We start from the raw sequence: 21,438 nt of genomic DNA on the forward strand, positions 1-21,438 counted from the left end.
GGTGGAGATCGGTCCCACCGAGGAGTGGACGACGCGCCCGCGGCTGGTTCCTAGCGTCGGAGCATGACCTACGAACGAGAGATCCTGATCGGCCGCTTCGCCTGGGTGATGTCCTGGGTGGGCCTGGTCGGGGGGCAGCTCCACGCACTCGCCCGTCACAACACCGCGGACGGCAAGGGCGACCTCGACCTGCCGTTGACGGCGGCCTGGTCCGACCCCGCCCGCAAGGCGCTGGCACCGCTGCTGGACTGGGCGAACCCCGATGTCGTGTACCTGACCTACGGCAAGCTCTGGCTGCCGGTCTTCGTGGCGTTCACGCTGGCGGCCTTCGCGGTGCGCCGGCACCGCACGCCGTACGGCCTTGAGAGGTGGGCGTGGCGCATCGCGCTGACCGGGTACGTCTGGGCGTGCCTCTCGGTCTTCGGCGACTACTGGCTCCAGTGGGGCGCCCACCCCGCCGAGCCCCTGCTCACCATCACCTTCGTCGCCGGTCTGCCGGCGCTGCTGCTCACGCTGGTGGGCTCGTCCCTGCTGGGCATCGCGCTGCTGCGCCGGGGCTTCCGGCCGCGGGCCTCGAGCTGGCTGCTCGCGCTGACGTTCCCGCTGGCGTTCGCCATCGAGATGGTCACGTCGATGGGCAGCCTGGCGCTGCCGGTCGCCTTCGCGTTCGGCCTGGCCGGGCGCCGGCTCGGCCGGTCGGTCGGTCAGAGCCCGGACGTGGTCACCGAGTCGAGCACCGAGACGGCCGTGCCCCGCGACAGCGCGCGCACCTGAACCCAGAGCAGCCGGTTCGCAGCCACCCGCACCACCCGCTCGACGACGGTCATCTGGTCGCAGCCGTCGAAGTACACCGTGACCGACCGGTCGCCGTCGCGGACGTCGTCGATCGGGTCCTCGGCCGACGAGCACTCGGGGTGCTGGGGGACCTGGGTGGGCAGCCGGTTCCCCGGGAGGATCCCGACGAACACGCCCGGCCCCCCGGACGACTCCCAGTCGGCGGTGGCGCCGACCGAGAGGGCCGGGTACGTCGCGTCGCTGTCCGGGGGCTGCCAGCCGTCGGTCGCGGCGTCGCCGTCCCAGCCGTCGGGCACGGTCACGCTCAGGGCACTGCTGGAGTCGGTGAGCGTGGTGGTGCTGTCGGCGCTGCGCCACGCGACGTACCCGCCGGCGCCACCCGCGACGAGCAGCACGAGCGCGACGACGAGCGTCAGCACCCGACGGCGGCGCGACACCGGCGGCGGGGTCGGGTCGCCCAGCGGAACACGAGCGGTCAGCGGTGAGGGGCGTGCACCCGGCTGGGTGCGCTCGGGGTCGAGGGGCAGGACCTGCGGCGCGCCCTCGGGGGCGGCGTCGCTGCCGGCCGCACGGACCAGCGCCGCCGTGAACGCGAGCACGTCGGGGTACCGGTCCTCGCGGTCGGCGGCGAGGCCGCGGCGGACGACGGCCTCGACGGGCTGCGGGATCGGCCACTCGGGCGTCGACATCGGGTCCGGCTGTCCGGGGTTGGCGGCCGCGGCCAGCGTGGTGTGCCGGTGCGGCGGGCGGCCGGTGAACAGGAGGTAGGCGAGCGCGGCCAGGGAGTACTGGTCGGCGCGCGCGTCCAGCCGCTCCCCCTGTGCCTGCTCGGGGGCCACGAACGTCGGCGTGCCGGCGATCATCGTCAGCCGCGACGACATGTCCACGGACTTGCCGAGGCCGAGGTCGCCGACCATGGCCCGCACGACCGGCGGGTCGCCGGTGCCCTCGGTGCGGAACAGCACGTTGGCCGGCTTGATGTCGCGGTGCAGCACCTGGAGCTGGTGCAGCGCGGACAGCCCCAGCCCGACCTGCCGGACCACCTCGAGGGCCTCGTCGCGCGGCATGCCGCCGGTCTCCAGCCGGTCGGCGAGGGTGCCCTGGTCGGCGTACGCCATCACCAGGTAGGGGCGCCCGTCGTCGAGCTCGCCCGCGTCGTACACCGGGACGACGTGCGGCGACTCCACCTTGCGCAGGAACCGGCCCTCGTCGACGAACCGCTGCTTCACGTGGTGGTCGTCGGACCAGTTGTCCGCGAGCACCTTGATCGCGACCGGGGAGTCGAGCTGGTCGTCGTACCCGAGCCACACCGTCGCGAAACCGCCGGAGCCGATGCGCCGTCGTACGGCGTAGCGACCGATGCGGGTGGGTAGGGGCACCAGGGCATTATCTTTCCCACGGACTTCGAGGAGGACACGGGCGTGACGGACCAGGTGACTGGCGCCGATGAGATCGACGACCTGGCCCGGCGGGCCAAGGCGGGTGACCGCGACGCCCTGGAGTCCCTGCTCGCCGCGGTCCGGCCGCGGACGCTGGCGATCTGCCGCGGCGTGCTGCCCTACAGCTCCGACGCCGAGGACGCCTGCCAGGAGGCGCTGATCAACGTCGCGACCAAGATCGGCAGCTGGGGCGAGAACGGCCGGTTCACCACCTGGCTGCACGTCGTCGCGGTGAACAGCGCCCGGTCGACGTACCGCCGCCTCAAGAACCAGGCCGTCGCCAGCGACGTGCTGCCGCTCGAGAAGCCGGACCCGCGCACGACCAGCGTCATCGCCGGCACCCGCCTGGACCTGCTGGAGGCCCTCGAGAACCTCGAGGAGGACCACCCGCAGTACGTCGAGCCGCTGCTGCTGCGCGACGTGTACGGCCTGCCGTACGACGAGATCGCCCAGCAGGTCGGCGCCCCGCTCGGCACGGTCAAGGCGCAGATCCACCACGGCCGCAGGATCGTCCGGCCGATGTTGAGAGGCAACGAGTGAAGGTACGACGGCACACGGCCGCCCTGGTGAGCGCGGCCGCGCTGGCCGGACTGACGGCGTGCACGAGCAGCGACTCGTCGACGCCCGCCGCCGACCCGTCCTCGTCGGTCAGCGGCGGCTCCTCGTCACCTGAGGGTGCGGGCGAGTACGACGCCGCCGTCAGCGAGCCGGTCGAGGACAGCGTGTACCCCGACATCGGCGAGCCGGACGTCGACGCCCTCCACTACGGCCTCGACCTCACGTGGGACCCGACCGGCCGCACACTGACCGGCGCCGAGACGCTGACCTTCCGCTCGACCGGCGACACCGACCAGGTGCAGCTGGACCTCGAGCCCCAGCTGGTCGTGTCGGCCGTGCAGGTCGACGGCGCGGACGCCACGTTCGAGCAGCAGGACAAGAACCTGCTCGTCAGCGGCGCCTTCGCGGCCGACGGGCAGTACGAGCTGAGCATCGCCTACTCCGGCCGGCCGCAGCCCGTCGAGGCACCGACGACGCGCTCGGACTTCAGCACCACCGGCTTCACCGTGACCGACGACGGCTCGGCGTGGACGATGCAGGAGCCGTACGGCGCCTACTCCTGGTACGCCGTCAACGACCAGCCGTCGGACAAGGCGTTCTACGACTTCACGCTGACCGTGCCGGCGCCGATGCGCGGGGTGGCCAACGGGGAGCTGGTCGGCGTCGACCGGGCCGACGGCAACACCACGAGCACGTTCCACCTCGACAGCACGACCTCGTCGTACCTCGTCACCGTCGCCTTCGGGAAGTACCGCAGGCTCGACGCGCCGCCGGTGAGCGGCGTGCCGATCACCTACTGGTTCCCGAAGGGGACACCGAAGAAGTACGTGAAGAACCTGAGGTACACGCCGACGGCCCTGGAGTGGGTCGAGTCGAAGCTCGGCGACTACCCGTGGTCCTCGCTCGGCATCCTGCTCGTCGACTCCAACAGCGGCATGGAGACCCAGACGATGATCACGCTGGGCGACACCGACTACACGACGCAGAAGGACACGATCGTCCACGAGATCGTGCACCAGTGGTACGGCGACCGGGTCACCCCGGACGACTGGCGCGACCTCTGGATGAACGAGGGCATGGCGATGTACCTGCAGTTCGTCTGGCAGTCCGAGAACACCGGCATCCCGATGCAGACGATCCTCCGGCAGGCCGCGGCGTACGAGAAGCAGTCGCGCTCGGTGAACGGCCCGCCCGCGGCGTACGACCCGAAGACCTTCGGCGAGATCCAGGTGTACTACGGGCCGGCGCTGATGTGGGACGAGATCCGGCGCCGGGTCGGCGACGAGAAGTTCTGGGCGATGGTCAAGGCGTGGCCGGAGTCGGACGCCGACGGCACGGTGAGCCGCGACGAGTACCTGCCCTGGGTCGAGGAGCAGACCGGCGCCGACCTCCAGGACCTCTTCGACGGCTGGCTGCTGGCGGAGGTGTCGCCGACCTTCGGTGGGTGAGCAGCGCCGAGGCCCGTCTCGGGACCAGGCTCCGCTCCCAGCGGAAAGGGGTTGCCGCGCCGATGGGCGACCGGGTCTTGTGGGCGGATGCGCATCCTCGTGCTCGGCGGCAGCGTGTTCCTCTCGAAGGCGACGGCGGCGGACGCGGTCGCGCGCGGCCACGACGTCACCTGCGTGACCAGGGGTCGTTCGGGTGATGTGCCGTCCGGCGCGAGGCACGTCGTGTGGGACCGCGGCGACGACGTACCTCACGACCTGGCCGCCGAGGAGTTCGACGCGGTCGTCGACGTCTCGCGGACCCCGTCGCACGTGCGCAAGGCGGTCGCGGCCTGGCCCGGCGCGCACTGGGTGTTCGCGTCGACGGTCAACGTGTACGCCGACACGTCCACGCCGGACCCCGGCCCCGACAGCCCGCTGGTCGAGGCGATCGACGAGGACACGGACCTGCGCGAGGACCCCGCGGCGTACGGCGGCATGAAGGTCGCCTGCGAACGGCTGGTCAGGGACGGCGTGGACCGGTGGATGGTGGTCCGCCCCGGCCTGATCGTCGGCCCGGGCGACCCGAGTGGCCGGTTCACGTACTGGCCCGAACGCCTCGCCGAGGGCGGCCGCGTGCTGGGTCCGGGGGACCCCGGTGACCGTGCGCAGGTCATCGACGCCCGCGACATCGCCGAGTGGGTCGTGCGGGCCGTGGAGGCCGGCACCACCGGCGCGTACGACGGCGTCGGCCCGGTCTCCCCCGTCGGCGAGATCATCGAGCAGACCGCCATCGGTGTCGGCGCCTCCCCCGAGGTCGTGTGGCCCGGCCAGGAGTTCCTCACCGACCAGGGCGTCGAGCCGTGGGCCGGCGACGGCGCGCTGCCGCTGTGGCTGCCGCGGCCCGAGTACGACGGGATGATGACGCACCGCTTCGACGTCTCCGCGGCCGCGGGGCTGACCACGCGGCCGTACGCCGACACGGCCCGCGACACGCTCGCCTGGGTGCGCGAGACGCCGGACGCCGTGCGCACCGGGATGTCCCGCGAGCGCGAGGCCGAGGTCCTCGACCGCTGGTCGAGGAAGGCGCGCTAGCGCCTGTCACGAGACCGCGTCACCCATAGGCTGACCTGGGTGACGGACCCGTCTCCAGCCCGCCTGTCCGCAGCCGAGCTCATCGACCTGGTGCTCGACGGGGGCTCCTGGCGCTCCTGGGACACCGCACCCGTGCGCGGCGCCGTCGACCCGGCGTACGCCGCCGAGCTGGACGCCGCCCAGGAGCGCAGCGGCGCCGACGAGTCGGTGCTGACGGGCGAGGGGCTGATGCGCGGCCGGCGGGTGGCGGTGCTGATGGGCGAGTTCGCGTTCCTGGCCGGGTCGATCGGGCGCGCCGCCGCGGACCGCCTGGTGTCGTCGATCGAGCGGGCGACCCGGGAGGGGCTGCCGCTGCTCGCGGGGCCGGTGTCGGGCGGTACGAGGATGCAGGAGGGCACGCCCGCCTTCGTGCAGATGGTGCGGATCTCCGAAGCCGTCGCGGCACACCGCAAGGCCGGCCTGCCGTACCTGGTGTACCTGCGGCACCCGACCACCGGCGGCGTGATGGCGTCGTGGGGGTCGCTCGGGCACGTGACCGTGGCCGAACCGGGCGCGCTGGTGGGGTTCCTCGGGCCGCGGGTGTACGAGGCGCTGTACGGCAAGCCGTTCCCCGAGGGCGTGCAGACCGCGGAGAACCTCTTCGCGCACGGGATCATCGACGGGGTCGTCGCGCCCGCCGACGTACCGGACCTGCTCGGCCGCGCGCTCGACATCCTGATGGCGCCGCGCGAGGGCATCGCGGCCGTGCCGGCGCCGCCCGAGGAACCGGTGCCGGAGGTGGACACCTGGGACGCGGTGATCCGGTCGCGGCGGCGGGACCGGCCCGGCGTCCGGCGCCTGCTCCGCTACGCAGCATCCGACGCGATCCCGCTCAACGGCACGGGTCAGGGCGAGCAGGACCCGGGGCTGCTGATCGCGCTGGTGCGGTTCGGGGACGTGCCGTGCGTGTTCCTCGGACAGGACCGCCGCGGCCAGACCTACGACCGGCCGATGGGACCGGAGGCGCTGCGCGAGGCCCGGCGCGGCATGCACCTGGCCGAGGAGCTCGGGCTGCCGCTCGTGACCGTGATCGACACGCAGGGCGCCGCGTTGTCGGCCGACGCCGAGAACGGCGGGCTGGCCGGCGAGATCGCCCGCTGCCTGGCCGACCTGGTGACGCTCCGCGCCCCCACCCTCTGCCTGATGCTCGGCGAGGGCTCGGGCGGTGGGGCACTGGCCCTGCTGCCCGCGGACCGGGTGGTCGCCGCCCAGCACGCCTGGCTCTCCCCGCTCCCGCCCGAAGGTGCCTCGGCGATCGTGCACCGCGACCTGTCGCACGCCGCCGACATGGCCCGCTCCCAGCACGTCGGCGCCCTCGACCTGCGCGCCATCGGCACGGTCGACCGCATCGTCGCCGAGCTGCCCGACGCCGCCGACGAGCCCGAGGAGTTCTGCGCCCGCGTCGGAGCCGTCCTCCAGCACGAGCTGGCCGGGCTCATCGAGCGCGGCCCCTCGACCCCGGCCGAGCGTGCGGCGAGGTACGTCTGAGCGCGCCGCCGGACGCTCAGTACAGCAGCGCGGACGCCGGGTCCTCCATGATCGCGGCGACGTCGGCCAGGAACCGCGAGCCCTTCTCGCCGTCGACGTGACGGTGGTCGAAGGACAGCGCCAGCGTCGTGACCTGGCGGACCACGATCTGGTCACCATCCGGACCACTGGCCACCCACGGCTGCTTCCTGATCGCGCCGAAGGCCAGGATCGCGGACTCGCCGGGGTTGATGATCGGCGTACCGGAGTCGATGCCGAACACCCCGACGTTCGTGATCGTGAACGTGCCGCCGCTCATGTCGGCGGGCTGCGTCTTCCCGTCGCGGGCCGTCGCGGTGAGCTCGTTGAGCGCGGCCGCGAGGTCGAGCAGCGAGAGGTCCTGGGCGTCCTTGACGTTCGGGACCACCAGGCCGCGCGTGGTGGCCGCGGCGATGCCGAGGTTCACGTAGCTCTTGAACACGACCTCCTGGGCGGCCTCGTCCCACCAGGAGTTGATCTCGGGAGTACGGCGCATCGCCAGCAGGCAGGCCCGCGCGAGCACCAGCAGCGGCGACACGCGTACCTCGCGGAACTCGCGCCGCGTCTTCAGCCGCTCGACGAAGTCCATCGTGCGCGTGACGTCGAGGGTGACCCACTCGGTGACGTGCGGGGCGGAGAAGGCGGACTGCACCATCGCCTGCCCCATCATCTTGCGGACGCCCTTGATCGGCTCGCGCGTCTCGCGAGCGCCCGGGTCTCGTGACGGGCCCTGACGGCCCTCCTCGACCAGCGGGGCGGAGTCGGAAGCGGCGGTCTCCACGTCGGACCGCGTCACCACGCCGCCCTCGCCCGAGCCGACCAGCGAGCGCAGGTCGACTCCGAGGTCCTTGGCCAGCTTGCGGACCGGCGGCTTGGCCAGCGTGCGCACGTCGCCGTTCGAGGCGGCGGGCGCCTCGGCGGCCGGGGTGTAGGCCGGGACGGCCGGCTCGTCGGTCTCGACGGGCACGGGCACGGTCTTCTCGCCCGGCTCGAACGACGCCTGCACCTGCTGGTGCGTCGACTCCACGGCCGGCGACATCGCCCGGCGCGGCCGGCGGGTCGCCTCTCGCTCGGCCTTGTTGCGGCCGACCAGGCTCTCGCCCTCGCCGCCGCCGGACGCGGCCGGGTTGGAGAGGTCGATGTCCGGCGAGGCGCCGACGGGCGCGGGCTCGGCGGGCGCCTCGGCCGGCGCCTCGGAGGCGTCACCGACCGAGATGATCGGCGTGCCCACGTCGACCGTCTCGCCCTCGTTGACGAGCAGCGCGGTGACCGTGCCGGCGTACGGGCTCGGCAGCTCCACCAGCGACTTGGCGGTCTCGATCTCCACGACGATGTCGTTGACGGCGATCACGTCGCCGACCTTGACCTTCCAGGTGACGATCTCGGCCTCGGTGAGGCCCTCGCCGACGTCGGGCAGCTTGTAGTCGGGCATCTGGATCCTTCGGGGGGCTAGAAGGCGAGCGAACGGTCGACGGCGTCGAGCACCCGGTCGAGGTCCGGGAGCCACTCCTCCTCGATGCGCGAGGGCGGGTACGGCGTGTCGAACCCGCCGACCCGCAGCACCGGCGCCTCCAGGGAGTAGAAGCACTCCTCGCTGATCCGGGCCGCGACCTCGGAGCCGAGCCCCAGGTTGACGTGGGCCTCGTGCACGACGACGGCGTGGCCGGTGCGGCGTACGGACTCGTAGACCGGCGCCATGTCCAGCGGGCTCAGCGTGCGCAGGTCGATGACCTCGAGCGACCGGCCCTCACCGGACGCCGCCTCGGCCGCCTTGAGCGCGGTCTTCACCGTCGGGCCGTAGGCGAGCAGGGTCGCGTCGGAGCCGCGGCGCACGACGCGGGACCGGAACAGCGGGTCGGGCGTGGCGCCCTCGTCGAGGTCGGCCTTGTCCGCGTGGTACTGCCGCTTCGGCTCGAGGAAGATCACCGGGTCGTTGCAGGCGATGGCCTGCTGGATCATCCAGTAGCCGTCGATCGGGTTGGAGCAGGCGACCACCTTGATCCCCGGGGTGTGCGCGAACTGCGCCTCCGGCGACTCGCTGTGGTGCTCGACCGCGCCGATGCCGCCGCCGAACGGGATGCGGATCACGATCGGCATGTCGATCTTGCCCATCGAGCGGAACCGCATCTTGGCGACCTGGCAGACGATCTGGTCGTACGCCGGATAGACGAAGCCGTCGAACTGGATCTCCACGACGGGGCGGTAGCCGCGCAGCGCCAGGCCGACCGCGGTGCCGACGATGCCGGACTCGGCCAGCGGCGAGTCGATGACGCGGTCCTCGCCGAAGTCCTTCTGCAGGCCGTCGGTGATGCGGAAGACGCCGCCGAGCTTGCCGACGTCCTCGCCCATCACGAGGACCTTCGGGTCGTCCTCCATGGCCTTGCGCAGGCCCATGTTGAGGCCCTTGGCCAGGGTGATCTTCGACATCTCAGTGAGCCCCTTCGAACGAGTCGAGGTACGCCGCGTAGCCGTCCCGCTGCTCCTGCAGCTCCGGCGTCATCTCGGCGTACACGTGGTCGAACACGCTCAGCGGCGACGGGTCGGCGAGCTCCTGCACGCCGGCGCGGAGCCGGGCGCCGAGGTCGTCGGCCTCGCCGGCGATCGCGTCGAAGAAGTCCTGGTCGGCCAGCCCGTTGCGCTGGAGGTAGGCCTTCACCCGCTCGATGGGGTCCTTGAGGCGCCAGCGCTCGACGTCGTCGGAGAGGCGGTAACGCGTGGGGTCGTCGGTCGTGGTGTGCGCGCCCATGCGGTAGGTGTAGGCCTCCACGAACGTCGGCCCCTGGCCGTCGCGGGCGCGGTTCAGCGCGGCCTGGGTGACCGCGTAGGTCGCGAGCACGTCGTTGCCGTCGACGCGGACGCCGGGGAAGCCGAAGCCGAGAGCCCTCTGGTAGAGCGGGATCCGGGTCTGCCGCTCGATGGGCTCGGAGATCGCCCACTGGTTGTTCTGGCAGAAGAAGACGACCGGGGCGTTGTAGGACGCCGCGAAGATGAAGGCCTCGTTGACGTCGCCCTGCGAGGAGGCGCCGTCGCCGAAGTGGGCGATCACCGCGGCGTCACGGTCGGGGTCCCCGGTGCCGACGACGCCGTCGCGCTGCATGCCCATGGCGTAGCCGGTCGCGTGCAGGGTCTGCGCGCCGATGACGATCGTGTAGAGGTGGAAGTTGTACTTCGCGGGGTCCCAGGAGCCCTGGTCCACGCCGCGGTACAGCCCGAGCAGCTCGAGCGGGTCGACGCCCTTGCACCACGCGACGCCGTGCTCGCGGTAGGTCGGGAAGACGTAGTCCTGCGGGCGCAGCGCACGGCCGGCACCGATCTGCGCGGCCTCCTGGCCGAGCAGCTGGGCCCAGATGCCCAGCTCGCCGTGGCGCTGGAGCGCGGTGGCCTCGGTGTCGATGCGGCGGGTCAGCGTCATGTCGCGGAAGAAGCCGCGGATCATCTCCGCCTCGTCCTCGGCCGACATCCCGTCGCCGAAGGAGAACTCCGGGTGGCTGACCCGCTCACCCTCGGGGGTCAACAGCTGGACGAGCTCGGGGCCCCCGTCATGTGGCCTGCCGTGCTGGCCCGGTCCGAAGACCTCCGCCAGATCGGGGCCGAAACCTGCATGGGTCACGAACGACTCCTCACTCTTCACCTGCCGCCCGCGGGGTCACCGCGTGAGGCGTCTGCGTGCGCGTCGCGGCCTGGCCCAGCTTGTGACCGGCACCACACCGCGTGCCCCCTAAGTTACCGGGGCTCGGTACGCGCGGGCGAATCCGGTCGGGGTGCTGACTAACGCACCCGCAGCAGGACTCCTACCCCCAGATACGGGGTCAGTAGTCCTGCTGGGGGTGCGTTGGTCAGCGATCCCGGGCCGCCCGCACCAGCGCCACGAGCTCCTCGGTGACCTGGTCCAGCGGCTCCAGCGAGCGCTCGGCGCGGCTCACCGCGACGGCACCCTCCAGGGACGCCACGATCATCCGGGCCAGGCCGGGGGCGCGGCCCTGCGGGACACCCGCCTCCACCAGCCCCGCGGTCATCAGCTCCTGCCAGGAGGCGAAGATGCCGCGGGCGGTCTCGGTCAGGACCGGGTCGTCGCCCGTGGCCACGGCGAGCACGGGGCAGCCGGTCCGGAAGTCGGTCTCGACGAGCAGCTCGCGCCACACGCGGGTGAAGGCCTCGATCGCCCCGTCGATGCCCTGCTCGCGCGCCGAGTCGACGAGCCGGGCCACCTGCCGGCCGGTGCTGGTCACCGCCTCCTCCGCGAGCTGGGCCTTGCCGCCGGGGAAGTGGTGGTACGTCGACCCCAGCGGCACGCCGGCCTCCTTGGCCAGGTCGCGCAGGCTCATCGCGCCGACGCCGCGGGTGCCGATGGCGCGGGCGGCGCCGTGGATCATCCGGCGCCGGGTGTCGTGCCTGTTGTCGGGGGTCACAGCACGCCATCTTGCCAGGTCTAAGACAGTTGTCATAGTCTCCTCGGCATGCTCTATGACGGTCGTCATAACGACGTACGGCGCGCACCCGTGACCATCACCGCCGACGACGGCCGCGAGCTGGCCGGCACGTGGTTCGAGCCGACCGGCGTCGACCCGGTCGGCGTCGTGGTGGTCGGTCCGGCGATGGCGACGCCCGCGTCGTACTACGCGGCGTTCGCCACCTGGCTGGCCACCCAGGGCCTCCGGACGCTCACCTTCGACCTGCGCGGCACGGAGTCGGTGGCGGCGATGAAGGCCGAGGACGCGGACGTGCTGCGCTGGTTCGGCGACATGGCCGACGCCCTGGACCACGCGCTGGCGGAGGCCGGCGACCTGCCGGTCTCCTGGGTCGGCCACAGCCTCGGTGGCCAGGCCGTGCCGTTCCTCGACCACTCGCGGCTGGCGCGGGTCGTCACCGTCGCGTCCGGCACCGGCTACTGGCGGCTGAACTCCCCGGGCATCAAGTGGCGCGCTCCCCTGTTGTGGCACGTCATCGCGCCGCTCGCGACGCGAGCCGCCGGCTACTACCCCGGCCGGTCGCTGCGCATCCTCGACAACGTGCCCGCCGGTGTGATGCGGCAGTGGGGCCGCTGGTGCCTGCACGCGGACTACCTCGGCGTCGACGTCCCGAACGCCGCCGACCGGTTCGCCTCGGTGACCGCGCCGATGACGGTCCTGTCGTTCACCGACGACGAGCTGATGAGCGACGCCAGCATCGCCGACCTCCACGACCGGTTCGTGAACGCCGACCAGGTCCGTCAGCGGTACTCGCCGGCCCAGCTCGAGGTGCCCCGCATGGGCCACCACGGCTTCTTCCGTGCCCGCCACCAGGACCTCTGGGACGAGCTGGTCCTGCCATACCTGGCGAGGTGACGCTGCCGGTTTCCCCGGCCGACCGGTGAAACCGCCAGGCGGGACTCAGGCGTGCATCTCCCCGAGGTCCTCGTGGGCGCGGTGGGAGACGGGCTCCACCTGGAACGTCGCGTGCTGGACGTCGAAGTGGGAGGCGACGCACTCGCAGAGGCGGTCGAGGATGCCGCCGACGCCGTGCTCGGCCAGCGCCTCGTCGGTGACCGTCACGTGGGCGGAGAGACTGGGGATGCCGCTGGTGATGGTCCAGGCGTGCAGGTCGTGCACCTCCACGACGCCCGGCATCTCGGCGACGTGGCGGCGTACGTCCTCGAGGTCGAGGCCGGCCGGCGCCTGCTCGAGCAGCACGGTGGCGGACTCCCGCAGCAACGTCCACGACCGCGGGAGGATCAGCAGCGCGATCAGCAGGGAGGCGATGGCGTCGGCGTGCACCCAGTCGGTCAGCGCGATCACGACGCCCGCGGCCAGCGCGGTGCACGAACCGACCAGGTCCGCGGTCACCTCGAGGGCCGTGGCTCGCAGGTTGAGCGAGCCCGTCTCGGAGCGGGTGAGCACGGTCAGCGACACGGCGTTCGCCAGCAGGCCCACGGCGGCGAACGCGATCAGCAGCCCCGCGTCGACCTCGACCGAGCCGGGGTGGCGGAGCCGGTCGATGCCGGCGTACGCGAGGTAGCCGCACACCACGAGCAGCACCAGCGCGTTGGCCAGCGCGGCCAGGATCTCGGCGCGGTGGTAGCCGAACGTCGACCGCGGACCGCCCGGACGCGCGGCCATGTAGGACGCCCCGAGGGCCACCACGACGGCCGCTGCGTCGGTGGCGAGATGACCCGCGTCGGCCAGCAGGGCCAGCGACGAGGCCAGCCACGCACCCACCAGCTCGACGACCAGCACGACCCCGGTGATGGTCAGGACCAGACGCAGCCGGCTCCGGTCCGCGGCACGCCCGGCGGCATGCCCGTGTCCGTGCCCAGCGCCCACGCTTGTCAGACTAGAGCGCATGTCTCGACCGCCTCGGACCTGGCTCAAGACCGCATCGATCCCCCTGGTGGCCGTCCTGGGGGCGCTCGCGCTCCTCGTCCCGCTCGTCGCGGGCGACGGCGATCCGGCCGGCGCCGTGCAGCAGGCGGCCCAGAAGCGCACGTTCGGCATCCCGGCCCCCCTGCTCTGGTCGCGCGCGTTCGCCGACCCCACCGTCGTCGACGCCCGCGTCGGCCTCGTCGGAGCCGCCACCGCTCCCAACCTCAACATCGCCCGCGCCCAGCCGGGCTCGGTGTACTTCCACGTCATCGGTACGCCGGCCCTCACCCGCCGCCCGAGCTGGGCGACGTCCGCGGAGCTGTGGGCCCCCGACATCCAGCGCGCGCCGGGCGGCTGGCTGATGTACTTCGCCGCACCGATCCCCGGCGCCGACATCAACTCCCGCTGCATCGGCGTGGCGGTCTCGAAGAAGGCGTTCGGCCCCTACACGCCCGTCGGCAACGCGCCCCTCGTGTGCCCGGTCGTGCCGGGCGTCCCGCGCGCCGGCGACACCCCGCCGACGCGCGTGACGGGCATCGAGTCCAGCACGGTCGGGGTCATCGACCCCTCGGCGTTCACGGGCAACAACGGCCAGCGCTTCCTCGTCTACCGCACCCTGGGCCAGCCGTCCTCGATCCGTCTCGTCAAGCTGTCCCAGCGCGGGCGCCGGATCCAGCAGGGCCAGACGAGCATGCTCCTGACCTCCAACGAGGGCATCGAGGAGAACCCCGTCATCACCCAGCAGGGCACCAAGTGGGTGATGTTCACGTCCGTCGGCTGGTTCGGGCGATGCGGGTACCGGACGTTCTGGCGCAAGTCGCCCGACTTCCGCGACTGGTCGCGCGCGACGCCCAAGCTGCTGCTGTCGACGGCGAACAACCTGTGCGGGCCGGGCGGCGCGGACGTCGTCCGCCGCCGCGACGGCTCCACGCAGCTCTACTTCCACGCCTGGACCTGCTACCGCGAGCAGTACCCGTGCCCGCCGGACTGGAACAAGGACCACCCCAAGAAGCGGCGCGGGGTGCGGGCGCTGTACGGCGTGAACATCATCTGGTCCGCGGCCGGCCGGCCCTACCTCGGCGGCTGGGTCGCCGGGCTCCTCCCGCCGCCACCTCCCCCGACGCCCACACCGACGCCCACACCGACGGTGACCGGGTCGCCGACGTCGTCCACCTCGGCACCGACCTCCCCGCCGACGTCCGTCCCGACCTCCGTCCCCACGTCGGTGCCCACCTCCGTCCCCACGTCGGTGCCCACGTCGGGCGGTACCTGATGAACCGCGCCTGGGCGACTGCGATCGCTGCGGATGCCGCGGTGGTCCTGCTGTTCGCCGTCGTCGGCCGCTCCAGCCACGACGAGGGTCTGACCCTGGTCGGCGTCGCCCGGACGGCGTGGCCCTTCCTGGCCGGTGCGGCGGTGGGGCTGGGGCTCGCGGCGTTCGCCCACGACGACCCGCGCAGCAACCGAGCCGGGATCCGGGTGTGGCTGCTGACGCTGGCGGTCGGCATGGTGCTCCGCCGGCTGACGGACGCGGGCACGGCGGCGTCGTTCGTGGTCGTCGCGACGGTCGTGCTGGGCGTGCTGTTCCTGGGCTGGCGGTTCGTCGCTCGCGTCCGGCGGTGGACACGGCCGTTCAGGAGGAGCTGAGCGCCTCACGACCGTGCGGCGTGCGCCAGCCGGCCGGGTCCGGGCCCTTCGGCACGATGCCGGTCGGGTTGATGTCCTCGTGCACGCGGTAGTAGTGCTGCTTGATCTGCGCGAAGTTGGTGTTGTCGCCGAACCCGGGGGTCTGGAAGAGGTCGCGCGCGTAGCCCCACAGCGCCGGCATCTCGGTCAGCTTGTTGCGGTTGCACTTGAAGTGCCCGTGGTACACCGCGTCGAACCGGGCCAGCGTGGTGAACAGGCGGACGTCGGCCTCGGTGATGGTCGCGCCCATCAGGTACCGCCGGCCGGCGAGCCGCTCCTCCAGCCAGTCGAGGGCGGCGAACAGCCGGTCGTACGCCTCCTCGTAGGACGACTGCGACCCGGCGAACCCGCAGCGGTAGACGCCGTTGTTGACGTCGTCGTACACGCGCTGCATCACCTCCTCCATCTCGTCACGGACGTCGTCCGGCCACAGGTCGGGCGCGTCGTCGCGGTGGAAGTCCTGCCACTCGAAGAAGAGGTCGTGGGTGATCTGGGGGAAGTCGTTGGTGACGACCTGGCCGGACGCGACGTCGACCATCGCGGGCACCGTGACGCCCTTGTCGTACGCCGGGAAGCGGCGCTCGTAGGCGTCCTTGAGGAAGTGGATGCCGAGGACCGGGTCCTTCGCGCCGAGGTCGAGGTCGAAGGTCCAGCTGCGCTCGTCGTGGACGGGCGCGGCCAGGCCCAGGGAGATGACGTCCTGCAGGCCGAGCAGCTGCCGCACGATGATCGACCGCGTCGCCCACGGGCACGCCTTGGCGGCGACCAGCCGGTAGGTGTCCGGCCGTACCTGCCAGCCGTCCCGGCCGTCGCGGGTGATGCGGTCGGGGATGTAGTCGGTGTCGCGCTCGAACGAGTCGTCCTCGACGTACGCCTGTGCCGATGCCGGGGCCATGGGTCCTCCCGAGATGGTCCGAACCTCGACGCTACCCGCGTGAGCCGGTCACCCACTCCCCCACGAGGGTGACCAGGCGGTCGTTCGCCTCGTCCTCGGCGATCGTCACGCGGGCGCCCTCGCCGGCGAACGGCCGGACCACGATGCCGACCTCGTCGGCGGCCTGCGCGAACTCCAGGGTGCGCTCGCCGAGCTCGAACCAGACGAAGTTGCCCTGCGGCTCCGGGACCGTCCAGCCGGCCTCGGCGAGCCCGGTGACGACGCGGTCGCGCTCCTTGACCAGCGCCTCGACGCGCTCGAGCAGCTCGGGCTCGCGTTCGAGGCTGGCCACGGCCGCGGCCTGCGCGACCGCCGAGACGCCGAACGGGAGCGAGACCGCGCGCAGCGCGCCGGCCAGGGGCGCCGGGCCGACGGCGTACCCGACGCGGAACCCGGCCAGCCCGTAGGCCTTCGAGAACGTGCGGGTGAGCAGCACGTTGTCGTGGGCCGAGTACGTCGCGACGCCGTCGACCGGGTCGGTCATCCGCACGAACTCGACGTACGCCTCGTCGACCACGACCAGCACGTGCGGCGGCACCTTGGCCAGGAACGCGTCGAGCTCGGCCTGGGTGACGGCCGGGCCGGTGGGGTTGTTGGGCGTGCACACGAGCACGACCTTGGTGCGCTCGGTGATCGCCGCGGCCATCGCGTCCAGGTCGTGCCGGCCGTCGGCGAGGACCGGCACGCGGACCATGCGGGCGGCGGCCGCGGTGACCGCGATCGGGTAGGCCTCGAAGGACCGCCACGCAAACACGACCTCGTCGTCGGGGTCGCAGAACGCCTGCACCAGCTGGTAGATCAGCGCCACCGACCCGGTCGCCAGCGCGAGGTGGTCGGTCGGCACGCCGAGCTTGGCCGACAGCGCGTCGTACAGCGCGGTGTTGCCCATGTCGGGGTAGCGGTTCATCGTCTGCACGGCCCCGCACGCCGCCTCCACCACGCCCGGCAGGGGCGGGTACGGGTTCTCGTTGGACGACAGCTTGTAGGTCGTCAGGTCCGGCCGCGGCACCGGCGGCTTGCCCGCGACGTACGGCGGGATCTGGCTCACCGCGGCGCGCGGCTGGGGGCTGCTCGTCATGCCCTGCAGGCTAGTTCTCCGTGCTCCACCGCTGGTCGAGGAGGTTGCGCAGCAACCAGGGCGCCTTCCTCGACCTGCGGGGTCAGCGCCGGTGGCGCCAGGGCCTGAACACCAGCACCAGCACCAGCCCGACGACCACCCCGATGCCGGCGCCGGAGACGTTGTCGACCACGTCCGTCACGTCGCAAGCCCGGTCGATGCGCGCCAGCTCGAGCTGGATGAGCTCGATGGCGACGGAGTACGCCGCCAGGCCGACCAGTCCGAGCGGCACCACCACCCACCCGATGCGCCACCGGCTCGCCGCGAGCACGAGCAGGGCGCCGGCGGGGACGAACAGCACGGTGTTCAGCAGCCGCTGGCCGGCGGCGAAGACCCAGAACCCGTCCGGCGCCGGGCCGCCGTAGTCCATCGAGCAGCTGGTCGAGCGCCCCTCGGCCGGCACGATCCCGACGTCCGGGTCGGTCGGCAGCAGGGTGAGGACCGCGATGATCGCCAGCGACCACAAGAACCCCGCGACCGCGAACGCCGTCACCGGCCCGACGCTCCTGCGCAGCCCCAGTCCGAGCAGCCCGAACACCACTCCCGACGCCCCGATCAGGAGCAGCATCACGTCGATGCCGCCCGCCGGTGCCATGGCGGCGAGGTTACTGGCGGGGTAGCACGACCTCGCCGGAAGGGAGGAGGGGGAGGTCGCGGCCGAGGCGGACGTCGATGGGGTTGGTCAGGCAGCGGATCGAGCCGCCCCCGAGGTGGAACTGGGAGAGGTCGAGCTGGGCGACGGTGAAGCCCCACTCCTCGAGCCGGGCGACGATGCGGGCGTTCGACCCGTCGGCGGTCGCGGGCATCAGGACCGTCGAGCCGACCACGATCGAGTTGGCGGCGAACGTGGTCAGCGCCTCCTCCTCGGTGATGACGAGCGGCTCCGGCACCAGGGCCAGCAGCGCCGCGGCCGACTCCTCGTCGAACGCCGACGGGCAGACGATCGCGCGCCGGTCGTCGAGCGGGCAGAAGGCGAGGTCGAGGTGGTACATGCCCGGGTGCGTGATGCGCAGGCCCCGGACCCGGACGGACAGCTCGGTGGCCAGCGCCTTGAGGCCGAGCTCGTCGGTGCGCGGGCCGTACCCGACGACCAGCGCGTCCCCCCACGCGAAGGCGTCGCCCGCCTCGAGGTGCGCGCCGATGCCCTCGCGGCCGACGTAGGACACCGAGAAGCCGCGGCCGGCGAACCAGGCGGCGGCCGTGGAGGTCTCCATCCGGCGCTCGGCGTACCTCATGTGCGACATCACCGCGTGACCGGCCGACGACGACACGAGTGGGCCCTCGGGGCGTTCGACGACGAAGCCGAGGTTCATCGCGTAGACCATGTCCGGGGCGTCCCCGCGCTGCTCGATCACCTCTACCCCGGCGCCGGCGGCGCGCATCGCGGCGACCAGGCCGTCCCACTGCTCGCGGGTCAGGGCGGGATCCGGCTGCTGGGAGAGGTCCATGAACGGGTTGATCTGGTAGTCGACCCGGAAATGGTCGGGACGCACCATCACGTAGCGACGACCCCACGACAGCTCCACCAAGAACACCTCCACGTGATTGTCTGACAACCTGACAAACCAGAGTGTGGCACATGGATGTCCGCGAGACCGAAAGTTGTCAGACACTGTGTCCATGACGGGGGCCCAGACCATCGGCACGACGAGCGACACGCCCTTCGGCTCGCTCGCCAGCGTCGAGCAGACCTCGACCGTCGACCGGGTCGTCGAGGAGCTGCGGCGAGCGGTCTTCGAGGGCGATCTGGAGTCCGGTACGCCGCTGCGCGAGGTCGCCCTCGCCGAGTCGCTCGGCGTCTCGCGGCCGACCGTCCGCGAGGCCCTGACCGTCCTCGTCGCCGAGGGGCTGGCCACCCGCGAGCCGCACCGCGGCGTCTCCGTCGCCACGCCCGACCCCGAGTCCGTCGGCGACGTCGCCCGCGCCCGCCGGGTGCTCGAGCTCGCCGGGGTGCGCAGCTGGCCGGACGCCGAGGACGGCGACCGCAAGGCCGTGCGGACCTCGCTCGAGGAGTACGCCGCGGCGGTGGCCGGCGACGCGTCGTACGAGGAGCTCAACCGCCGGCACCTGGCCATCCACCTGTCCTTCGTCGGCCTCACCGGCTCACCCCGGCTGGTCGCGATGGCGGCGTCGGTGCACGCCGAGCTGCGGCTCGCGCTGGCCCAGGTCGAGCGCGCCCGGCGCAACGCCAGCGACCAGGTGGCGGCCCACGCCCTGCTCGTCGAGCTGCTCGAGGCCGGCGACGTCGCCGGCGCCGAGGCCGAGCTCGAGCGGCACCTGGCCGACGGCGAGGCGGCGATCCTGGAACGGCTGGACCTGCAGCCGGATCAGTAGTCTTCCCGCGTGGGATTCATGCGGTTCGTCACCTGGCTGGTCACCAACGCCGTCGCGCTGGCCGTCGCGGCCTGGTTGTTCGACGGCATCCGGTTCAACGGGCCCTCCCACGGCCAGGCCGAGCTGCAGGAGAAGCTGCTGCCGCTGCTGCTCGTGGCCCTGATCCTCGGCGTGGTGACGGCGATCGTGAAACCCGTGCTCACGCTGCTGTCCCTGCCGCTGGTGATCATCACGATCGGGCTGTTCCTCGTGGTGATCAACGCGTTCATGCTCCAGCTCACCGCCTGGCTCTCGGACACGTTCGACATCGGCTTCCACGTCGACGGGTTCATGACCGCTCTGGGCGGCGCCGTCGTGATCACGATCGTCACCTGGGGCGTCAACCAGGTCATCGACGGCAAGTGACGCCTCCGTCCCCCCGCGAGCCCGGCCGGTACCGCGTCGAGCTGGTCTGCCTCGGCAACATCTGCCGCTCGCCGATGGCGCACGTCGTCCTCGAGGAGCGCCTCGCCGAGGCCGGCCTCGGCGACGTCGTCGAGGTCACCAGCAGCGGCACCGGCGGCTGGCACGTGGGCAACCGGATGGACCGCCGGGCGGCCGCAACGCTGTCGGCGGCCGGCTACGACCCGAGCCGGCACCGGGCCCGCCAGTACGCCGCGGGCACGGCCGACGACGTCGACCTGGTCCTCGCCATGGACCGGGACAACCTCGAGGACCTCGGCGGCGTCTCACCCAGGGTGATGCTCTTCCGCGCCTTCGATCCGGTCGCACGCGGTGGCGACGTACCGGACCCGTACTACGGTGGGGACGCCGGGTTCGAGGAGGTGTTGTCGATGGTCGAGCGGACTTCGGCGACCCTCGTGGCCGCGATCGCCAGCCGGCTCGGGCACTCATGACGCGGCAGCCCCTCGTCGCCCGGCACGCCGAGGAGCTCCTCGGCGCGGCCGTGGTCGCCACCGCGCCGGTCGCGGGCGGCGACGTCTGCGTCGCCACCAAGCTGCGGCTCTCCGACGGCACGACCGCGCTGATGAAGACCCTCAACAACGCCCCCGACGGCTTCTTCACCGCGGAGGCCGACGGGCTGGGCTGGCTCGGCTCCGCCGGCGACGGCGCGGTGGCCGTCCCCGAGGTGCTGGCCCACGACGACGGCTGCCTGATCCTGCGCTGGGTCGAGCCGGGGCGGCCGTCGGCCGACGCGGCCATCGGCTTCGGGCGCGCTCTCGCCGCGACGCACCGGGCCGGCGCCGCGACGTACGGCGCCGAGCGCGACGGCTACATCGCGCGCCTGCCCCTGCTCAACAAGTCGGCACCGACGTGGGCCGAGTTCTACGGTCAGCGGCGCGTCCTGCCGTACCTCAAGCTGGCCACCGACCGCGGCCGCATCAGCCCCGACGCGGCCTCACAGGTCGAGGCCGTCGTCGGCCGGCTGGCCGACCTGGTGCCCGAGGAGACGCCGGCGCGCCTGCACGGGGACCTCTGGAACGGCAACGTGCTCTGGGGCACCGAGCAGCGCGTCTGGGTCATCGACCCCGCGGCATACGGCGGCCACCGCGAGACCGACCTGGCCATGCTGGCCCTCTTCGGGCTCCCGCACCTGCCGCGCGTGGTCGACGCCTACGAGGAGGTCTCACCGCTGGCCGAGGACTGGCAGGACCGCGTCGGCGTGCACCAGCTGTTCCCGCTGCTCGTGCACGCGTGCCTGTTCGGGGGCGGGTACGGCGCGCGGGCCGGCGCCGTCGCGGCGCGCTACGCCTAGGACGCCGAGGGACACCAGGGCCGTCAGCGCCCCGGTCAGCACCAACGTCGGCGCCGCACCCGCCACGGCCAGGACCGGCCCGCCCGCGAGCAGGCCCAGGGAGCTGGCGGCGTTCACGACGACGCTCTGGCCGGCGAGGAGGGTACGCCGCTCGGCGCCGGCCGAGGTCCGGGTGATCGTGGCCGTCACGCCGGCGTTGCCCACCACGACGCCCAGCCCGGACACGAACCCGGCCCCGACGACGACCGGCACCGTCGGCCACAGGCCGATCACCGCCCAGCAGCCGCCGGTGACCAGCCACGCGGCGCAGATCGCGGGAAGCACGGGGAGCACGCGGAGCAGCCAGACCACGCCGAGCGTGCCGAGGACCGAGCCGAGGCCGTACGCCGTCATGCCGGCCGCCAGGTACACCCCGGC

At 72.7% G+C, this 21,438-nt stretch carries 22 protein-coding genes; 12 read left to right on the top strand and 10 right to left on the bottom strand.

From position 1 onward, the window contains the following. The first annotated feature begins 63 nt into the window (after nucleotides 1-63). On the top strand, nucleotides 64-774 hold the full coding sequence (locus ISU07_RS01650; RefSeq protein WP_194705004.1) for a hypothetical protein: 711 nt from the start codon (nucleotides 64-66) through the stop codon (nucleotides 772-774). On the opposite strand, the gene ISU07_RS01655 is transcribed toward ISU07_RS01650, so the two are convergent. Beyond that, the gene (locus ISU07_RS01655; protein ID WP_194705005.1) at nucleotides 705-2,174 is read right to left on the bottom strand and encodes a protein kinase domain-containing protein; all 1,470 of its coding nucleotides are present in this window, start codon (nucleotides 2,172-2,174) and stop codon (nucleotides 705-707) included. The two genes, ISU07_RS01650 and ISU07_RS01655, sit on opposite strands and share 70 nt — an antisense overlap. 42 nt (nucleotides 2,175-2,216) lie before the next feature. On the opposite strand from ISU07_RS01655, the gene ISU07_RS01660 reads away from it, so the two are divergent. The 4 genes from ISU07_RS01660 to ISU07_RS01675 all read left to right on the top strand — a co-directional run bounded on the left by ISU07_RS01660 (nucleotide 2,217) and on the right by ISU07_RS01675 (nucleotide 6,838). Beyond that, entirely contained in the window at nucleotides 2,217-2,774 is a 558-nt protein-coding gene (locus tag ISU07_RS01660; protein ID WP_194705006.1) for an RNA polymerase sigma factor, read from the top strand. Further along, nucleotides 2,771-4,240: a M1 family metallopeptidase gene (locus ISU07_RS01665; RefSeq protein WP_194705007.1), complete on the top strand. Its 1,470-nt coding sequence runs from the start codon at nucleotides 2,771-2,773 to the stop codon at nucleotides 4,238-4,240. The genes ISU07_RS01660 and ISU07_RS01665 overlap by 4 nt, the downstream gene beginning before the upstream one ends. Before the next feature lie 87 nt (nucleotides 4,241-4,327). Next, entirely contained in the window at nucleotides 4,328-5,311 is a 984-nt protein-coding gene (locus ISU07_RS01670; RefSeq protein WP_194705008.1) for an NAD-dependent epimerase/dehydratase family protein, read from the top strand. Nucleotides 5,312-5,350: 39 nt separating this feature from the next. Continuing rightward, entirely contained in the window at nucleotides 5,351-6,838 is a 1,488-nt protein-coding gene (locus ISU07_RS01675) for a carboxyl transferase domain-containing protein (protein ID WP_194705009.1), read from the top strand. Nucleotides 6,839-6,854: 16 nt separating this feature from the next. On the opposite strand, the gene ISU07_RS01680 is transcribed toward ISU07_RS01675, so the two are convergent. From ISU07_RS01680 to ISU07_RS01695, 4 genes are all read right to left on the bottom strand, one after another. Continuing rightward, entirely contained in the window at nucleotides 6,855-8,288 is a 1,434-nt protein-coding gene (locus ISU07_RS01680; RefSeq protein WP_194705010.1) for a dihydrolipoamide acetyltransferase family protein, read from the bottom strand. A gap of 17 nt (nucleotides 8,289-8,305) precedes the next feature. Continuing rightward, the gene (locus ISU07_RS01685) at nucleotides 8,306-9,283 is read right to left on the bottom strand and encodes an alpha-ketoacid dehydrogenase subunit beta (protein ID WP_194705011.1); all 978 of its coding nucleotides are present in this window, start codon (nucleotides 9,281-9,283) and stop codon (nucleotides 8,306-8,308) included. A 1-nt stretch (nucleotide 9,284) separates the two neighbouring features. Continuing rightward, nucleotides 9,285-10,439 (bottom strand): pyruvate dehydrogenase (acetyl-transferring) E1 component subunit alpha, encoded by a 1,155-nt coding sequence (gene pdhA, locus ISU07_RS01690; protein WP_228521198.1) that lies wholly within the window; start codon nucleotides 10,437-10,439, stop codon nucleotides 9,285-9,287. A gap of 253 nt (nucleotides 10,440-10,692) precedes the next feature. Continuing rightward, nucleotides 10,693-11,265, bottom strand: a complete 573-nt coding sequence (locus ISU07_RS01695; RefSeq protein ID WP_194705013.1) for a TetR/AcrR family transcriptional regulator — start codon at nucleotides 11,263-11,265, stop codon at nucleotides 10,693-10,695. A 48-nt stretch (nucleotides 11,266-11,313) separates the two neighbouring features. Here ISU07_RS01695 and ISU07_RS01700 point away from each other — a divergent pair, with 48 nt between their 5' ends. After that, nucleotides 11,314-12,180 (top strand): alpha/beta hydrolase family protein, encoded by an 867-nt coding sequence (locus tag ISU07_RS01700; protein ID WP_194705014.1) that lies wholly within the window; start codon nucleotides 11,314-11,316, stop codon nucleotides 12,178-12,180. Between the two features lie 45 nt (nucleotides 12,181-12,225). Here the strand turns inward: ISU07_RS01700 and ISU07_RS01705 are convergent, their stop codons facing one another. Then, complete coding sequence (locus ISU07_RS01705; protein WP_194705015.1) at nucleotides 12,226-13,155, bottom strand: cation diffusion facilitator family transporter; 930 nt, start codon at nucleotides 13,153-13,155, stop codon at nucleotides 12,226-12,228. Nucleotides 13,156-13,174: 19 nt separating this feature from the next. On the opposite strand from ISU07_RS01705, the gene ISU07_RS01710 reads away from it, so the two are divergent. Together ISU07_RS01710 and ISU07_RS01715 are read left to right on the top strand one after the other, a co-directional pair. Continuing rightward, nucleotides 13,175-14,467, top strand: coding sequence for a family 43 glycosylhydrolase (locus ISU07_RS01710; protein ID WP_194705016.1), 1,293 nt, complete (start codon nucleotides 13,175-13,177; stop codon nucleotides 14,465-14,467). Continuing rightward, complete coding sequence (locus ISU07_RS01715) at nucleotides 14,467-14,841, top strand: DUF3054 domain-containing protein (RefSeq protein WP_194705017.1); 375 nt, start codon at nucleotides 14,467-14,469, stop codon at nucleotides 14,839-14,841. The genes ISU07_RS01710 and ISU07_RS01715 overlap by 1 nt, the downstream gene beginning before the upstream one ends. On the opposite strand, the gene ISU07_RS01720 is transcribed toward ISU07_RS01715, so the two are convergent. From ISU07_RS01720 to ISU07_RS01735, 4 genes are all read right to left on the bottom strand, one after another. After that, entirely contained in the window at nucleotides 14,828-15,775 is a 948-nt protein-coding gene (locus tag ISU07_RS01720; RefSeq protein ID WP_194705018.1) for a glutathione S-transferase family protein, read from the bottom strand. The two genes, ISU07_RS01715 and ISU07_RS01720, sit on opposite strands and share 14 nt — an antisense overlap. 31 nt (nucleotides 15,776-15,806) lie before the next feature. Then, a complete protein-coding gene (hisC, locus tag ISU07_RS01725; RefSeq protein WP_194705019.1) occupies nucleotides 15,807-16,892 on the bottom strand; it encodes a histidinol-phosphate transaminase in 1,086 nt (361 codons plus the stop codon). An 82-nt stretch (nucleotides 16,893-16,974) separates the two neighbouring features. Continuing rightward, nucleotides 16,975-17,526: a VanZ family protein gene (locus ISU07_RS01730; protein ID WP_194705020.1), complete on the bottom strand. Its 552-nt coding sequence runs from the start codon at nucleotides 17,524-17,526 to the stop codon at nucleotides 16,975-16,977. A gap of 10 nt (nucleotides 17,527-17,536) precedes the next feature. Then, nucleotides 17,537-18,472 carry a dimethylarginine dimethylaminohydrolase family protein gene (locus ISU07_RS01735; protein ID WP_323742363.1) on the bottom strand — a complete coding sequence of 312 codons (936 nt, stop codon included), beginning with the start codon at nucleotides 18,470-18,472 and terminating at the stop codon, nucleotides 17,537-17,539. A gap of 79 nt (nucleotides 18,473-18,551) precedes the next feature. Between ISU07_RS01735 and ISU07_RS01740 the strand changes: the two genes are divergently transcribed. The 4 genes from ISU07_RS01740 to ISU07_RS01755 are packed head-to-tail and all read left to right on the top strand — an operon-like array spanning nucleotide 18,552 to nucleotide 21,021. Beyond that, nucleotides 18,552-19,265 (top strand): GntR family transcriptional regulator, encoded by a 714-nt coding sequence (locus ISU07_RS01740; RefSeq protein WP_194705022.1) that lies wholly within the window; start codon nucleotides 18,552-18,554, stop codon nucleotides 19,263-19,265. Between the two features lie 18 nt (nucleotides 19,266-19,283). Next, nucleotides 19,284-19,670 carry a phage holin family protein gene (locus tag ISU07_RS01745; protein WP_194705686.1) on the top strand — a complete coding sequence of 129 codons (387 nt, stop codon included), beginning with the start codon at nucleotides 19,284-19,286 and terminating at the stop codon, nucleotides 19,668-19,670. Next, the gene (locus ISU07_RS01750) at nucleotides 19,667-20,161 is read left to right on the top strand and encodes a low molecular weight protein-tyrosine-phosphatase (RefSeq protein ID WP_194705023.1); all 495 of its coding nucleotides are present in this window, start codon (nucleotides 19,667-19,669) and stop codon (nucleotides 20,159-20,161) included. The genes ISU07_RS01745 and ISU07_RS01750 overlap by 4 nt, the downstream gene beginning before the upstream one ends. Next, complete coding sequence (locus tag ISU07_RS01755) at nucleotides 20,158-21,021, top strand: fructosamine kinase family protein (protein ID WP_194705024.1); 864 nt, start codon at nucleotides 20,158-20,160, stop codon at nucleotides 21,019-21,021. The genes ISU07_RS01750 and ISU07_RS01755 overlap by 4 nt, the downstream gene beginning before the upstream one ends. Nucleotides 21,022-21,438 lie beyond the last annotated feature (417 nt).

It is taken from the genome of Nocardioides islandensis (genome assembly GCF_015352455.1).
GTDB classification, from domain to species: Bacteria; Actinomycetota; Actinomycetes; order Propionibacteriales; family Nocardioidaceae; genus Nocardioides; species Nocardioides islandensis.

What these genes read in the sequence shown, in the direction of transcription:
- hisC (WP_194705019.1), bottom strand. Translation starts at nt 16,892, where the DNA reads ATGACGAGCAGCCCCCAGCCGCGCGCCGCGGTGAGCCAGATCCCGCCG.
- ISU07_RS01680 (WP_194705010.1), bottom strand. Translation starts at nt 8,288, where the DNA reads ATGCCCGACTACAAGCTGCCCGACGTCGGCGAGGGCCTCACCGAGGCC.
- ISU07_RS01745 (WP_194705686.1), top strand. Translation starts at nt 19,284, where the DNA reads ATGCGGTTCGTCACCTGGCTGGTCACCAACGCCGTCGCGCTGGCCGTC.
- ISU07_RS01650 (WP_194705004.1), top strand. Translation starts at nt 64, where the DNA reads ATGACCTACGAACGAGAGATCCTGATCGGCCGCTTCGCCTGGGTGATG.
- ISU07_RS01740 (WP_194705022.1), top strand. Translation starts at nt 18,552, where the DNA reads ATGACGGGGGCCCAGACCATCGGCACGACGAGCGACACGCCCTTCGGC.
- ISU07_RS01720 (WP_194705018.1), bottom strand. Translation starts at nt 15,775, where the DNA reads ATGGCCCCGGCATCGGCACAGGCGTACGTCGAGGACGACTCGTTCGAG.
- ISU07_RS01715 (WP_194705017.1), top strand. Translation starts at nt 14,467, where the DNA reads ATGAACCGCGCCTGGGCGACTGCGATCGCTGCGGATGCCGCGGTGGTC.
- ISU07_RS01685 (WP_194705011.1), bottom strand. Translation starts at nt 9,283, where the DNA reads ATGTCGAAGATCACCCTGGCCAAGGGCCTCAACATGGGCCTGCGCAAG.
- ISU07_RS01670 (WP_194705008.1), top strand. Translation starts at nt 4,328, where the DNA reads ATGCGCATCCTCGTGCTCGGCGGCAGCGTGTTCCTCTCGAAGGCGACG.
- ISU07_RS01755 (WP_194705024.1), top strand. Translation starts at nt 20,158, where the DNA reads ATGACGCGGCAGCCCCTCGTCGCCCGGCACGCCGAGGAGCTCCTCGGC.
- ISU07_RS01710 (WP_194705016.1), top strand. Translation starts at nt 13,175, where the DNA reads ATGTCTCGACCGCCTCGGACCTGGCTCAAGACCGCATCGATCCCCCTG.
- ISU07_RS01730 (WP_194705020.1), bottom strand. Translation starts at nt 17,526, where the DNA reads ATGGCACCGGCGGGCGGCATCGACGTGATGCTGCTCCTGATCGGGGCG.
- ISU07_RS01700 (WP_194705014.1), top strand. Translation starts at nt 11,314, where the DNA reads ATGCTCTATGACGGTCGTCATAACGACGTACGGCGCGCACCCGTGACC.